12 protein-coding genes are annotated in these 15,171 nt (G+C 45.5%); 6 read left to right on the forward strand and 6 right to left on the reverse strand.

Features of this window, described 5'->3' with window-relative positions; translation table 11 throughout:
* Positions 1-619: 619 nt before the first annotated feature.
* Together AACW75_RS16955 and AACW75_RS16960 are read right to left on the reverse strand one after the other, a co-directional pair.
* A complete protein-coding gene (locus tag AACW75_RS16955) occupies positions 620-1,417 on the reverse strand; it encodes a CLCA_X family protein (protein ID WP_145572262.1) in 798 nt (265 codons plus the stop codon).
* A 163-nt stretch (positions 1,418-1,580) separates the two neighbouring features.
* Positions 1,581-2,270 carry a flavin reductase family protein gene (locus AACW75_RS16960; protein WP_145572263.1) on the reverse strand — a complete coding sequence of 230 codons (690 nt, stop codon included), beginning with the start codon at positions 2,268-2,270 and terminating at the stop codon, positions 1,581-1,583.
* A gap of 176 nt (positions 2,271-2,446) precedes the next feature.
* Between AACW75_RS16960 and AACW75_RS16965 the strand changes: the two genes are divergently transcribed.
* Both AACW75_RS16965 and AACW75_RS16970 read left to right on the forward strand, forming a co-directional pair.
* Positions 2,447-3,778: a ferredoxin reductase family protein gene (locus AACW75_RS16965; RefSeq protein WP_145572264.1), complete on the forward strand. Its 1,332-nt coding sequence runs from the start codon at positions 2,447-2,449 to the stop codon at positions 3,776-3,778.
* Positions 3,779-3,971: 193 nt separating this feature from the next.
* Complete coding sequence (locus AACW75_RS16970) at positions 3,972-4,379, forward strand: hypothetical protein (protein WP_029223609.1); 408 nt, start codon at positions 3,972-3,974, stop codon at positions 4,377-4,379.
* 227 nt (positions 4,380-4,606) lie between these two features.
* On the opposite strand, the gene AACW75_RS16975 is transcribed toward AACW75_RS16970, so the two are convergent.
* On the reverse strand, positions 4,607-6,049 hold the full coding sequence (locus AACW75_RS16975; protein ID WP_145572265.1) for an N-acylglucosamine 2-epimerase: 1,443 nt from the start codon (positions 6,047-6,049) through the stop codon (positions 4,607-4,609).
* Positions 6,050-6,284: 235 nt separating this feature from the next.
* Between AACW75_RS16975 and AACW75_RS16980 the strand changes: the two genes are divergently transcribed.
* Positions 6,285-6,827: a DUF2975 domain-containing protein gene (locus AACW75_RS16980; RefSeq protein WP_029222378.1), complete on the forward strand. Its 543-nt coding sequence runs from the start codon at positions 6,285-6,287 to the stop codon at positions 6,825-6,827.
* Between the two features lie 10 nt (positions 6,828-6,837).
* Complete coding sequence (locus AACW75_RS16985; protein ID WP_017076933.1) at positions 6,838-7,071, forward strand: helix-turn-helix domain-containing protein; 234 nt, start codon at positions 6,838-6,840, stop codon at positions 7,069-7,071.
* 76 nt (positions 7,072-7,147) lie between these two features.
* Here AACW75_RS16985 and AACW75_RS16990 read toward each other — a convergent pair whose 3' ends face one another.
* Positions 7,148-7,795, reverse strand: a complete 648-nt coding sequence (locus tag AACW75_RS16990) for a glutathione S-transferase family protein (protein ID WP_237297871.1) — start codon at positions 7,793-7,795, stop codon at positions 7,148-7,150.
* A 117-nt stretch (positions 7,796-7,912) separates the two neighbouring features.
* On the opposite strand from AACW75_RS16990, the gene AACW75_RS16995 reads away from it, so the two are divergent.
* The gene (locus AACW75_RS16995) at positions 7,913-8,764 is read left to right on the forward strand and encodes a LysR family transcriptional regulator (RefSeq protein WP_145572267.1); all 852 of its coding nucleotides are present in this window, start codon (positions 7,913-7,915) and stop codon (positions 8,762-8,764) included.
* A gap of 100 nt (positions 8,765-8,864) precedes the next feature.
* Here AACW75_RS16995 and AACW75_RS17000 read toward each other — a convergent pair whose 3' ends face one another.
* Together AACW75_RS17000 and AACW75_RS17005 are read right to left on the reverse strand one after the other, a co-directional pair.
* Positions 8,865-10,979, reverse strand: a complete 2,115-nt coding sequence (locus AACW75_RS17000; RefSeq protein WP_102482695.1) for a methyl-accepting chemotaxis protein — start codon at positions 10,977-10,979, stop codon at positions 8,865-8,867.
* Between the two features lie 402 nt (positions 10,980-11,381).
* Positions 11,382-13,172 carry a sigma-54-dependent Fis family transcriptional regulator gene (locus tag AACW75_RS17005; RefSeq protein WP_145572268.1) on the reverse strand — a complete coding sequence of 597 codons (1,791 nt, stop codon included), beginning with the start codon at positions 13,170-13,172 and terminating at the stop codon, positions 11,382-11,384.
* A gap of 355 nt (positions 13,173-13,527) precedes the next feature.
* Between AACW75_RS17005 and exaC the strand changes: the two genes are divergently transcribed.
* Positions 13,528-15,048 carry an acetaldehyde dehydrogenase ExaC gene (gene exaC, locus AACW75_RS17010; RefSeq protein ID WP_017099114.1) on the forward strand — a complete coding sequence of 507 codons (1,521 nt, stop codon included), beginning with the start codon at positions 13,528-13,530 and terminating at the stop codon, positions 15,046-15,048.
* Positions 15,049-15,171: the final 123 nt, after the last annotated feature.

A 15,171-nucleotide genomic window follows, 5' to 3' on the forward strand; every position in this document is an offset into this window, starting at 1 on the left:
ACTTACGCGATGATAAAAGCGTTGAACAAGCTTATTGGGTTAGGTATGCCTGAAACTTGTCGTATTGACTAAGAAATACGCGAAACGGGGTGGCTCTATCTCTAAATTTAATTACGCAACAAAGCCGGTCAGGTAAGACCTTTTTCCATAGAACAAAAGGTTTTGCCTCCAAACAGATAGGTGATGCCGTTTTTGAACAAAAACGGACTGAAAAACTAGCAAATAAGGTCGTACCTCGGTTACCGCATATATATGCGAAACTTAGAGCGCTGGCCTAATCGCGATCCATTACAAAAACGGTGATGGGGTCAGGTCTTGCTTTTTGTCAAAAGGCGGTGTCGCTGGCATTATTAATGCGCCAGCAAAATACCTACTACATGCCTAACCATCTTGGTCATGTCTATGGTGTGTTTGACCAGGCAGGCGAAAGACTCAGTCGGCGAGGTTATCCGCCTTACGGGTAAGTAAGTGGTGATGGTTTCACTCTACAGCCGTTTGGCATGTCGACCAAACGCTCAGATTTTGAAAGTGGATTAGTTTATTTTGGTTATCGCTTCTATATGCCAAACCTGGGCCGCTGGCTAAACCTCTGATTGTAAGGAAGGCGCCATGTTTTGTCTTAACGCGATTTACTTAGAGAATGACCCAACGGCGCGAAATAACCTTGAAGCGCTTCATAAATCTTTTTGCGATGCTTGAGGTCTGGATAGAGAGGGAACATATCCGGCTTGGTCGTGCCATCGACTAAGTAAGAATTCTCGATATCTGAGCAGGACTCAATCGTAGCTTCAAAGGCTCGCGCCATCATTTCTGTAGGTAATGAGAAATAACGGGCAGACGTTGCCTTGTCGGCAATAACACTTCGAGCCACGTAGTCGTGTTTATCCAGATTATTGTCGCTGAGCAATGTGGTATCGAACAGCGACATCAAACTTTCGTTTAATGGATGAGGTCGCACCTTTCTATCGTGTAGCCAACAGTCACTGGCGAACAAGATTTGCTTGCGAGGACCGAAGGTGTCACCAATCTCAAACGCCTTTTCGGCAATGTAGTGGTCAAATGCATGCCAGAACTCATGCGCTAACGCACCAGCACCTGCGTTTTTTGCGAGGGCTAACTCTCTCTGGTTCGGTGCGTAGTGTGCTTGTACACCCTTTCTGCCACCACTACCGAACGCTAAGCCTAATGTGCCACGCAAGCCAATTGCTTCTGGTGGCAAAGCTAGGATGTAAGCCAAGTCTGCTAACGAGTCGAATATCAGATTCGCAGCGAGTTCTTTCTCTTCTTTCGTCACCCAAGCACCCACACGAATGCTGCCCATACCGAAGGTCTGCTTGATGTCCATGAATGACACCTGATCGCCATGTCGGTAGTCTGGGCCTTTGCGAGTCTTGTATTTAAAGTGGGTTAGCTTCAAAAGATTCCTTGGAAACAGACGTTAGGTTGAGTGATGCATTGTTTTTGACTTATCTCTTTTGAGACACATCTATTTGAGTCGTGCTTAATGAGCAGTACTTGTGTGAACTGTATTTTAGCAACGAGAGAAAGTTAGCATTTTTGACCGCAACTTTCCGAACAAATTAACCTAAGTTGAGTTCACGTGCTTCCCATGACGTTGGGCTTCCTTCACGAGTCAGTGGAAACAGAGACTTGTCTGGCTTGGCGTAACTCAATCGGTGAAGCCTTTGCGTGACATGGTAGCTATCGAGCCCTGAAACCGTGACTAAATCTAGCGCTTCTAAATCAAGGTAGCCATCCGGCATCACTGCACGCTTAGGTGCTTGAATCGTAATAACCTCTCCAATCAGCATCTGGGTTTGATTACTCTCTATTGATATCTGTTCTTTCAAAACCAAACCTATTTTGAGTGCACTTTCTAATACAAACGGCGCGGGAAACATGTCGTCATAATAAGGGGTGAGCCCGACGGCTTTGAATTCGGATGCCGACTTTGGATAACGAGCCGAGGTTTGATGCGCTTTTTGAACAAAGTCAGCGCCAATGCTGTTAATAGTGAAGTGCTGAGTTTCTAGGATATTCTCTAATGTGTGGCGACGACTTTCTGCTGGTCGAATTATGAAGCCAAACAAAGGTGGATTCGACCCTAGATGAACCACAGAACTCACCACAGCAAGATTTTCTAGCCCTTGTTTATCACACGTACCAATCAGGTTTGCGCTTTTGAACCCCGATAAGGAGTTAATTAAGCGAGCGCGTTCTCGCTGATCCATCGTTTGGATATCTTGTCTTGAAAGGTTCATGTCCTTCATGTCTTTTTTGCTTCCCATTGTTATCGACGAACTGGTTCATTAGAGAAAACATATTTACGCACAAGCATCCGCTATCGATCAGTTGAGCGTGTCCCTTTGCATAGATTTACGTATGTTGACGTCGCTTTACATCACGCACGCTAAAGTAATGATGTCGTCTTTATGAGTGTTAAAAAATGAAAACAGTCCGCAATATCATCTGGGCAATGATTGCCACAATGTCAGCCTTTTGGTTTGCGATGGAACCGCAACTCTTCGCTTCAAGCAACGTATTTGAATGGCGTTCGGCCATGATTCAGTTCTCGGGTATTTTGTCTCTGATGTTAATGTCCATCACCATGATTTTGGCGATGCGTTTGCCTATGGTTGAGAATTGGCTCAACGGTATGGATAAAGCGTATCGAGTCCACAAATGGTTGGGTATCGGTGGCGTTGCATTGGGTGTGACGCACTGGTTGTGGTACCAGATCCCTAAGTGGCTAGTGATGTCAGGTGTGTTGGCGAAACCTGTTCGTCATGACGGTTCAGGCCCTGCAAGAACTTTGTCTGGTTGGGAATCGTGGGTCAATGGACTACACGGTTTTGCTGAAAGTATTGGAGAGTGGGGCTTTTACTTATTACTCGTCTTACTGGTAGCGTCGTTGTGGGCGGCAGTGAAATACAAACCGTTTAAATTGTCACATCGCTTGATGTCGGTCGCGTATCTGTTGATCGCGTTTCACTCGGTATTACTGCTCAAACATGCCTATTGGGGCGAACCTATTTATTACCTAACTGTAGCATTTGCTTTAGTTGGGTCTATTGCGGCGATTTACAGTTTGTTGGGTTTGGTTGGGCGTCGTAATCGGCATTCTACTTCTGTTGTGTCCACTCGCTATTTTCCAAAAGCTGAAGTGATGGAGTTAGTGTTAAAGCCAAGTACATCTTGGCGAGGCCATAAAGCAGGGCAGTTTGCGTACTTGCGTTTTGGTAACGAAGACCCGCATCCGTTTACCATTGTGTCAGGTAGCGAAGACTCAGAACTGCGCTTCTTGATTAAAGAATTGGGTGACTTTACGAATGGTCTTTATGAACGAGTAAGTGCGGGCGATGCGGTTACGGTGGAAGGGCCTTATGGGCGACTTGAGTTTGACCTAAGTAAGCCACAAATTTGGATTGCGGGTGGTGTCGGGATAGCGTCGTTTTTTGCAACGCTTGAAGCGCTCAAAACAGAGAAGACTCACTCTCGCATCGAGCTATTCTATTGCACTCGTGGTGTCGATGAGCATTTGGTGGATGAGCTATGGCACCTTGCACATCAAGTCGGAGTGCAGTTGAACGTGATAGATACCTTGCACTCACCTCGATTAAACGCTGAACGCATTGCTCACCAGTGTGGTGATTTAAACGATTATGAGCTGTATTTCTGCGGGCCAGGGCGGTTCTCAATATCGCTTAAAAAAGAACTCGATGCGTGCAAGTTTAATGTTGAGCTGAATTATCACGAAGAGCTGTTTGTGATGCGTTAAAAAGGCCGAAAGGGGTATAAACAGCGTCAACTTTGGCTCTTCGTTGCGGGGCTGGAGCCGCTGTCCGATTTGTCGTTATTGATACCTGACTACAAGTACTCGTTAAAAAGGCAAAACTTGGTCAACTTTTTATTGCAGCGGTTTGCTATTGAGCGATACCATGTACGGCTGTTTTATTGGTAAAGATTGTAAAATGTCAGATGAAAAGCTCGCGTTAGAGTGGATGCGCCAACAAGCGCATAAAATTGATCCGTATGTTATAAATCCATCATTTGATGAGTGTGTCGAACTGCTTGAGCCTGCTTTCAAAAAAGGGAAAAGTGTCGCGCAACTAAAATATCTATTATCAGAAGCGGATCGCCGAGCGGGGGCTGCCGAGCGTAAACATGCCGCCTTAAAGTTCGCCAAAGAAAAAAGCCCAAAGGCAGGCCAAAACCTTCGCCTTCAAAGCAAGCTTCAACAAGTTCAGTTGGCATTAAAGTTAGCGACGGGCGATAACAACATGACCATATCGCAGTTTTGTTCTGAGTATGATGTCAGTAAGCGAGACGGCAACGTAGCGTGGAATGAAAAGCTGGTTGAGCAGAATAAGAAGAAGTGATTTTTTTGATGTCTTATTCTGCCTCGCTTGAGGCCCGATAGGATTTACTTACTCGTAAAGTTTGCTCATAAAGTTATTTAAAATCCTACCAATAAATGTTGTTCAACTGTATTTCAAAAGCCTGAAAAGCATCTTTTCTTCTCAGGCTTTGCGAACAGCTAGTCACTCATCTTTTTCGTCTTAACCGTAAACCACAGCTAAAAGTATCGATGAGCGAATATCAGATATTAAGGTCGAATGTTATTGAAGCTGACCTTCTGAGTTCCATCTCCAAGTTTCTCCAACTTAACCACGTCCCCTTGATAGTAATACGGTTCCATTGGCATATTGCTGTTGGTCGGTCTTGCGTAGTGCAATACAGCCAGTTTAGCGTCAACTTGCTGAGCATATAAATAGCCAATCAGCGCATGTTCAAATTGGTGATAGCCATTGCCCCAATGGAAAGCTTTAGTACGCTTAGGATCAAGCCCAACGCCACCGTATTTGTGGTCGACCCATACATCATGAAAGGTCGGTAGGGTGTATTGCAGGACGTCTTTCATTGAACCATCGACAAGCGATACCGTCATGGCCGCCTGATCGAGCTCTGCCCATTCCCATGACGAAGCCCAATTAGTGTTTGGCCTGCTTTGCCACCCAGTAATCTCTTGTCCTTTCCACGCATTCTGAAGTTCCTCGCCCAAATATTGGGACACGCTCACGAAGTCTTTCTGGTATTTAGCTTGCTCTAAGGTGTGTTTCATCCCTTTGATGCCAAACTCCGACCAATCGGAATTATCTAATGCATGACCGGTTAGATAGGTCATCCAATATGCTTTGATGGTGTGCCCAAAATCGTTGTGATTGGCATTCGCCATCATCGCAGCTTTATCATGAATTGCGCCGTAGAAGCGTTGTTCATTTTCAGAATGGTATTGGTCAATCATGGCTTGCGTGAGCCAATTCAGGTCATCAAGCCATTTTGATTTGATCGGCTCTTTCAGCAAAGGGGCGACTAACAGCATGTAACCGTTAATCTGATCAAGTTGTGCGACCAATTCACGTCGTGTGGCTTTGCCATCTTCGCCGTCAGCAAGTACCCACGCTAAGCCGCTGTTGTCGCTAAGTCGATATTTATCAAAGATAAAAGCTTGTTGGGCGATGAGCGCTTCTTCTACCTTTTTGTCTTGGGTCAGGTAGTAGTACATGGCAAGGCCAATTAATGCATACGCTTGATCTTGAGAGGTACGCTGCTGCCAATCCTGGCCTGCTTTTCCCTCTTTTGTGTAGCCAATAAAGCCACCATTTTGCTTATCTTCTAGCTGATCAATGAGGTAGTACGCCCCTTGCTTAGCAAGCGCTAAAGCTTGTTTGTCTCCGGTAAGATGGTAGAGCACGCCATAGGCATAGGTTTGACGCGATTTCATCCGCGTGAACTCTTTGCCAAAGTGCGGCGTGATCCATCCTTTGTCTAACTCAGGACAAACGTTAGAAACATCGAGGAGTGTTCCATCATCACATCGGAAAGTGGGGAAGTTGCCTATTGGTTCTCCTTGCGCGCTAGGCATTAGCCAATAAGGTGCCAGCCCTTCAGAGGCATGATTGATCCAGTCTTCTCCAGTGGGAAGGGTGACATTGGCAGATACGGCCAAGCTGGCCACGCTGAGTAATGCGATCGTTGCTCGTAACATGATGTTTATCTTAATGATTTGAGTTTCGTTGAATATAAACAATCGCATCTGCACATTGTGATTCGGTGATCACAATCGACCAAATTATTGCAGCTTCAATGAAAAATTATTTCGGTTATAAGTTCTTATGGAAATTGCAATTCAACAATAAATTATCGATAAACGATAATTTATTGTTGATCATCATTTGTTTTGATCTTAGTATTCCGTCGTCAACTCAACAGGAATACTAACTATGTCTAACATCCAAAAACAAAGCCGACGTGTGCGATTACTACTGCAGTCCTTTCTCGCACTCACTCCGATTATGGTGTGCTACTTCTGGCTAACCATTGAGACTCCCTATGACTTTATAAGTGCAACGGGTCTTTATTATTACGACATCGGGCATCTCACGATGTTGCCGCTGTCTATGACAACAAGAACGGTTGCTGCGTTCACCAGTTTAGCGATGTCCAGCATCCTTATGTACGCACTAATGGTTCTGATTCGTTTATTCCGTAATTATGAACGAGGCGAAATCTTCTCTTTGGAAAACGCAATGTCCTACCAGAAGCTTGGGTATAGCTTGTTCTATTGGGTATTAGGTTCAGTTATCTATAGTTCATTGATGTCAGTGATTCTATCGTTCAATAATCCCCCAGGCGAACGTATCTTGGGGATTAGTTTTGTAGGTATGGACTTTTTAACACTGATATTGGGTATAATTATTTTGATCATCTCATGGGTGATGAAAGAAGGTTATATTCTGGCTGATGAGCACAGCCAAACGATTTAAAGGACTTGTCATGACTATCCGCATTAATTTAGACATTATGATGGCAAAACGAAAAATGCGATTGAAGACATTGGCAAAAGAGGTTGGTATTACAGAAGCCAACTTGTCAGTATTAAAAAATGCTAAAGCAAAAGCCGTGAGGTTATCGACACTCGACAAACTGTGTGAGGTTTTAGAGTGCCAACCTGGTGATATTTTGGAGTTTGAACCGAATGATCACAGCGCCCCTGTTGCCAAAGAATAGTCTTTAAAGAAATCGCTTTCTAACCGCCTAATATAAAATGAGTCTCGATGCTATATCGAGACTCATCGCTATCTACTTATACCGGCTTGCTCGCCTCATCTTCTTCAACCACATCGGTTTCTAAGCTTGCCTCTGCTAGCCATTTTTGTATTGATGGGCTGTTAAGCACACGTTGTTGATACTGCGCTGCTTTTTCTGAAAGCTGGATGCCATAGGTTTCTGCGCGTAATGCCACAGGTGCAAACATCGCATCGGCAATCGACCATTCACCAAACAACCATCCTTCAGGGTATTGTTCAATCTGCGTCGACCAAATGGCATCGATACGAGCGATGTCTTTCAAGGCGTCTTCACTGAGTTTTAGCTTTCGTTGTGCGCGGCAGTTCATCGGCATTTCATTTCTGACGGCAAAAAATCCAGAGTGCATCTCGGCGGAAATTGCTCGGGCATGGGCGCGTTCTTTCATTGAACTAGGCCACGCTGCACCGTTCAAGTGGGCGTCGTTAACGTATTCGAGAATGGCCAATGAATCCCACACCGCAACGTCGCCGTCAACTAAGGTTGGAACCTTAGCCGTTGGCGTCACTTTCGCCAGAGTGTCGTAAAAATCAGAGGTGAATAGCTTGAGCTTGATGACTTCTGCATTGAGGTTGTAGTTATCGAATATCAGCCATGCACGCAGTGACCAAGTTGAGTAGTTCTGGTTTCCAATATAAAGCTGCATCGTTGCTTCCTTGCGTTTAGTGGGTATGCTTTGAGCCTAGGGGCATGCATTTGAGCTTAGGGGATTGTATTGCGGCGCACTAACGGATAATTTTGATGCAATACATTAATAAAAACGATGGGTGGTGATTTCAATATGGACATTGATGCGTTGCGAGGTTTTCTCGCGTTTGTGGAAACCAGTAGTTTCACACGTGCAGCGAAACAGATAAATCGCACCCAATCGGCATTCAGTGCTCAGATGCGTAAGTTGGAAGAAGAACTCAACGTCACTCTTTTCCAAAAAGAAGGGCGTAACTTAATACTCACTGAAGCAGGTTTGGCGCTGCGTTCTCATGCCGAACAGTTAGTCGCCCTTCACAATACAGCCCTCAAGCAAGTAAAGCGTTACGAAGACAAACAACCTCTACGACTCGGCTGCCCTGAAGACTACAACGACACTATTCTGCCAAAAGTGATTCGCCTGTTACAGAAAGCGGAACCCACCTGTTCAATCCAAATATTTAGCCTGCCCAGCATTACGCTGAGAGAGTGGTTGGATGACGGCAGGCTTGATGCGGCGATTGTCACCCGAGCGCCCGATAGTGAAGAGGGTTACTGGCTCACTCATGATATCGGAGTATGGATAAGCAACCCTGATTATGTGTTCGATGATTCTAAACCCGTCCCATTAGCCTTGTTTCAGACCGATTGTAAGTACCACGCAGCGGCAGTGAATGGCTTAACTAAGCAGGGCACGCCTTATCAGTTATTGGCGTGCAGTAATACCGCTTCGGCGCAGCGTGCAATCGTTAAAGCGGGATTAGCCATCGGCGCGATGGGTAAGCTGAGCGTGACTTCAGATTTGAGAATCCTCGATGAAATGCCGCCGTTACCAGCAGTGGATATTGTGTTGATCTTAGCGAGCAAACATCACCCAGTATTGGATAAAGAGGTGCTCAATCAACTTGTCGAGTTGGATTCCAATTAGATTTTTGCTCGGAGATGGTAACGTTGAGTGCGGAACTAAAATAGATAGGCCGAAAACACTGCGTTTCTCGGCCTTATTTTTATGGAAGACTGAACGTGCGTTAAGAGAGCTTAAACTTACTCAATTCTCCGTGTAAATCTCCAGCTTTTACGGTCAGCTCATTACTGATTGCTACTGATGATGTCATGGTGCCCATCACTTCCACGGCGGTGTCATTGATGATCACTACATTGCGGTTAATCTCTTCTGATACTGAGCTTTGCTCTTCAGCAGCCGAAGCAATCTGATTATTCATGTCGTTAATCACTTCAATCGCTTGGTTGATTTCCGACAAGGCTAGATGTGCTGCTTGGGTTTCCCCTTTGGTATCGTTCGCTTGCTTCTGGCTTTGCTCCATCAATATCACGATAGATTGAGTCTCTTGTTCTAAGCGAGCCAACATCGAACGAATCTCTTCTGTCGAGCCTTGAGTGCGATTTGCGAGGTTACGCACTTCATCTGCCACGACAGCAAAGCCTCGTCCTGCTTCACCCGCACGTGCTGCCTCAATAGCGGCATTAAGCGCAAGTAAGTTGGTTTGTTCTGCAATGCCACCAATCTCGCTCAAGATACCCTGAATAGCGGTGCTCGAATCGACCAAATTTTGCGTTTGTTGCTGCGCATCGTTAACCTGCACAGCCAAGCTGTCTACCGCGCTGGCGGCATTGTCCATGCGTGTCATGCCATTGAGACTGTTGCTTTGTACTTGGCTTGCGGCTGCGGCTGCTTGAACGGCTGAGCTTGCCACTTCTTGCGCAGTCGCACTCATTTCATTGATCGCGGTTGCAAGTGAGTTCACCTCGTTAACCTGAGAGTTCAACTGGTCACGTGAAACTTCAGCACGAGCTTGGCCTTCTGTTGCGTTTTTATCTACTTGGTCGGCCGTTACCATAACGGTAAGTAGCATCTCTTGCATACGAGATAGGAAAGTATTGAACCAGTGTGCAAGCTGAGCGGTTTCATCTTTTCCTTTCACTTCAATGCGGTAAGTTAAGTCGCCTTCGCCTTGTGCTGCATCTTTAAAGCGCTCCACTAAGTTGTTTAGAACCTTGCCCAGAGAATTGGCAATGAATGCCATTGAGGCAATGCCTAGAATAGCTGCGATGAGCCCCGCCCACACACCTTTTTCAAGTGCTTTTGAATTCTGTGCATCACTCCATTGCGTGTAGTTGTCGACGCTTTTTGTAAGGTGACTACTGGGAACCGACACCATGACTACCCATGGAGCATCACTGGTCTCAATTGCGGTAATTGCGTACTCATCGCCGCCGAAATTAACAAGACCAGCCCCTTCTCGCTTAGCGATAGATTGAATTGTCGACCATTCGGATTCCAATTCAGAAGAGACTCTTTTACCCACCATGTTTCCAGCTCGGCTGTTGGCGAGAGTTATGCCTTTCCATGATGTAATAAGGATTTTTCCTTCGCCATCAAACAAGTTACGTGCAAGCAATTCGCTTTGGCTTTGAAGCTCAAACAAAGACAAGTCAAAACCAATTGAGCCAATGATTTTCCCGTCTTGTTTGATTGGTTGGCTGATGGTAGTGATGAGCTCTTGCTTGCCGCGAACTGGATAGAAATAGGGTTCCATCACAAATGTCTTACCGGTTTGGTATGGCATTAAGTGCCAGTCGTCTTTGCGCTCACCGTTGCTGTTGAGTTCGGTATTGCTGAAACTCTCCATTGCGACGGCGTCAAAGCTGTTCTGATCATTTGGAGAGAAGAAAGGCGCAAGGTAGCCCTGACTGTTAAAGCCTAATTCGGTGTCCAAGCTGATCTCGTTATTCAGATCGGTTTGTTGTGGCCAAGTCTTGTTCTCCCAAACCATGTAGCCCGCAAATACAGCTTTGTTTTGTGCTTCCAAGGCAGCAGTAAACTGTTTAACGATAAGGTCTGCGCTTGCGTTGGTTTCTGAACTTAACTCAATAATGGATCGTGCTTGCTTAAGGTTTGCTAGTACAGGATCAAGTTGGTTGGCAATGTTCAAACCTTGTTGAATGGCTGTGTTTTGTAAATCTGTCGTTGTGGCGTCTGTCAGCTGCGTCTTTACTTTTTCAGTGACTTGTTTGTTCACATCGGTAAAGGCGCTGGTGGTCATGCCCATTGCGATCAACAGAGTGAAAGCCATTGCTCCACCTGCACTCACCGCAATTCGCGTACGTATACTGTTAAACATATGATCCCTATAGCCAAATATTGGTAATTTCCCAGAGATTTTAAACAAGATAAGTGAATGGAAAATTCAAAATAATGAACACAAAAAGAATAGGGTGATCAAAATTATAAATAGGATTGCATAGTGCTCAGATTTATATCTTGTAGGCGGGTTCTATAAGGTAAGTAAATGGCCGTTAGTATTTCATTAGCTATTTGTATTCATTGATCTTTTAAATTTATTAATGATATTTATTTGTCGGTAAATCAAGAGGTTGTAGTTTGAGGGTGTCCTGAATATGGATTACTTATTACGTGACTTTACTCACACTTTAATTTAGTCCGAAGCACAGTATGTCCACTTACAAAGTGTGTGTTTCTACTTTAGGTGCTCAATCAGAGCATCCAAATCATTGTTCATGTTTTATTGAAGAATCCCCAAGCTCTTTAGCTTTCTATAAATGGTATTGCGGCTGATGCCGAGTATTCGCGAAGTCTTACTGATGTTGCCTTGGTTCGCTTGATACGTTTGCAGTAAGGTTTCTTCAACGGTACTTCTTAAATCGTTGTTCGTTGTGCCTTTGATGGTATTAGGAGTCGTCAGTTGATGCTGATTATCTTGCGCTAATGACGTGAGGTGTTGAGCAAGGTGGATAGGCACGTGCTCTAAGGTGAGCTGTGGTTCATCACTGGCGAGTAGGGCGGCGACCTTAAGTAAATTGTCTAATTCACGTATGTTGCCCGGCCAAGAATAGGCGCACAGTAAGCTCATTAAGTGCGGGCAGATTGTCTGTTCGTCTTTCGCGTACTTATTATGAATGTGCTCGATTAAGACGTGCTTATCTTGTCGGTGTTGCAGGCTTGGTAAAGTGAAGGCTAAGCCGTTCAGGCGATAATAAAGATCTTGTCGAAATTCTCCGGTTGCGACTAGCTGCTCTAAGTTTTTATGAGTCGCGGCGATGATCTGACAATCGACTTGGTAGCTCTGATTTGAGCCCACAGGGACCACGGATTTGTCTTGCAGAACATGCAGCAATCGACATTGAGCCTCCAATGGCATGTCGGCAATTTCATCGAGAAACAGAATCCCCTTGTCTGCTTGGCGGATCTTACCTTGGAAACCTTTGTGGCTTGCGCCAGTAAAAGCGCCCGGCGCGTAACCAAACAGTTCTGATTCGATAAGATCTTTCGGTAGAGCACCACAATTTACCGCCACTAAGGGCGACGATTTACGCTGGCTCTGTTTGTGTAATGCTTTAACAAATTCGCCTTTTCCGACCCCTGTTTCTCCTAGGATTAATAGGCTGATCCCTTTATCGATAACCTTATTAGCTTGCTGCCAAGCGTGTTCTATCTTTTGTTCGCCATGGTGCAGATCACACGATGCTGAAATGGAGCGCGTGCGTTTGGTGGTTGGTTGTTTGAGATGCTGTTTTTCAAATACAAAGGGCGTGTCTATTGAAGCTCGGTTGAAGAAAGTGTCGATGCACTCGCCGACGATTGAGGTTTGATCCAGCAGCTGAGAGGCAACTTGATTGTGCGCCACTACCTCGCCAGCTTCGTTCGCTATCACTATCCCTTGCCAACCACTGTGTAACAACGATTTTTCACACGCGAGGTCAATACGAGTGGTGCCTTGTGGGATATGACTCAGTAGCTGATTTTCAACAAGCTGAACCATATTTTGAACCAGTAGCTGTACCGAAGTATCGTGTTGTTGTTGCTCACTGGTGATGTCCAATACGCCCACCATTTGACCTTGGTGATCAAACACCGGGCTCGCTGAGCAACTGATAAAACGATGCTGGTGGATGAAGTGCTGTTCGCCAATGATCGATACTGGCTTGGCTTCAACAATCGCGGTGCCAATCGCGTTGGTGCCTTTAAGTTGTTCCTGCCAACACGCCCCAGAGCTGAGTGCAATCGAAGTTAGTTTCTCTTTAAACCGCTCCTGTCCCCAACTCGCCAGAATCACTCCCTCAATATCGGTCAAAATCAAGCGGCTGTCAGTGCGTGCAAACATCTGATTAAACAGAGGTAGCGCATTGCGTTCGACGATCTGAATCAAGTCAGACGATTGATGACGTCGCTGCTTAAGAATCGATTGTGGTAGGCGAATGTCTTCGGGAAGTCGTCTCTGTTTTAGACCCGCTTCTGTGCTGCGGTGCCAAGAGGACGAAAGCCAATCTGAGGTGTTTGCTTGTTGAAGGTGCATGACTGTTCCATGTCGTAACAGTGAGGGTGTACCAAATTGGAACAGTTGAACATTGGAGTGGTTTCCATACGTCCGTTCAATGCCAACTCACTTTGGGTTGTAAACGTTTGGTAATCATAGTTTTACAATTTATTAACAACAAGTTTTGAAGTTCTGGCGTGTGATTTGCGTTGTTACTGTTGTGAAGAAAACACGAAGTATCAGTGTTTTAAACAGAAAGTATAAACATGGTGGCTCTCTTCTTACGAGCTTTCTTCTCACGAGATCTGTTCTCAAGGGAAGCCGCCATGCTAGCTCGACAACATAAGCTCAACAACGAATGAACAACGACTAAAAATTAAAGAAGGATCTAACTATGATTTACGCACAGCCGGGTAGTGATAACGCAGTGGTTAACTTTAAAGCGCAATACGATAATTTTATCGGTGGCGAGTGGGTGAAGCCTGTTAGCGGCGAGTATTTTGATAACATTTCCCCAGTGAATGGTCAGGTGTATTGCCAAGTGGCACGTTCAACCGAGGCGGATATTAGCTTGGCACTTGATGCGGCGCACGCTGCTCGTGCAAGTTGGGCTTCGACCAGTGTGACTGAACGTTCGAACATTCTGCTTAAAATTGCTGACCGCATTGAAGCGAACCTTGAAGAAATCGCTGTTGCTGAAACATGGGAAAACGGCAAGCCTGTACGAGAAACTCTAGCGGCGGATATCCCTTTGGTTGTTGATCACTTCCGTTATTTCGCGGGTTGTATCCGAGCACAAGAAGGCAGCGCAGCTGAGCTCGATTCAAACACTGCGAGTTACCATTTCCCAGAACCGATTGGTGTGGTGGGGCAGATCATTCCTTGGAACTTCCCGATTTTAATGGCGGCTTGGAAATTGGCACCAGCACTTGCTGCGGGCTGTTGTGTGGTGATGAAACCCGCCGAACAAACACCGACATCGATTTTGGTGATGATGGAGAAGATCGCTGATCTTCTACCTGCAGGCGTGGTCAACATCGTTAATGGTTTTGGTAGCGAAGCAGGCCAAGCATTAGCAACTAGCGATCGTTTGGCTAAGTTGGCGTTTACTGGTTCAACTGAAGTTGGGCATCATATTCTGAAATGTGCGGCTGAAAGCTTGATTCCATCAACGGTTGAGCTTGGCGGTAAGTCTCCAAATATCTATTTCCCAGATATCTTTAACCATGAAGATGAATACCTAGATAAGTGTGTCGAAGGCATGCTGCTTGCGTTCTTCAACCAAGGTGAAGTGTGTACTTGTCCATCACGTGTGTTGATTCATGAATCGGTATACGACAAGTTCATCGCGAAAGTAGTCGAGCGTGCTCAAACTATTAAACAAGGTAACCCGCTAGATACCGATACTCAGGTTGGCGCACAAGCTTCTAAAGAGCAGTTCGATAAGATCTTGAGCTACCTAGAAATCGGTCGTCAAGAAGGCGCGAAAGTGCTAACAGGTGGTGAAATCGCGCAGCAACCGGATGATCTCGGCAACGGTTATTACATTCAGCCAACCATGCTGGAAGGACACAACAAGATGCGTGTATTCCAAGAAGAGATCTTTGGCCCTGTTATCGCGGTAACGACGTTTAAAGATGAAGCAGAAGCGCTAGAGATCGCCAATGACACCGAGTATGGCTTGGGTGCAGGCGTATGGACGCGTGATGCAAACCTAGCGTATCGCATGGGGCGCAACATTGAAGCGGGGCGTATTTGGGTGAACTGTTACCATGCTTATCCAGCACATGCCGCGTTTGGTGGTTATAAGAAATCAGGCATCGGCCGTGAGACACACAAGATGATGCTCGACCACTACCAAAATACTAAGAACCTATTGATCAGCTACGATACTAATCCGTTGGGCTTCTTCTAATACAGGTTCGTTCTAAAAGAATGAGAATGAATCATGGGTACAAAGAATAACTAACAACGCAGTCGGCTTTAATAAAAACAAAAAGTAAAACCAAAACGCCCAATTCATGTGAGTTGGGCGTTT

The sequence above is a fragment of the Vibrio sp. L3-7 genome (assembly GCF_963898195.1).
GTDB classification, from domain to species: Bacteria; Pseudomonadota; Gammaproteobacteria; order Enterobacterales; family Vibrionaceae; genus Vibrio; species Vibrio echinoideorum.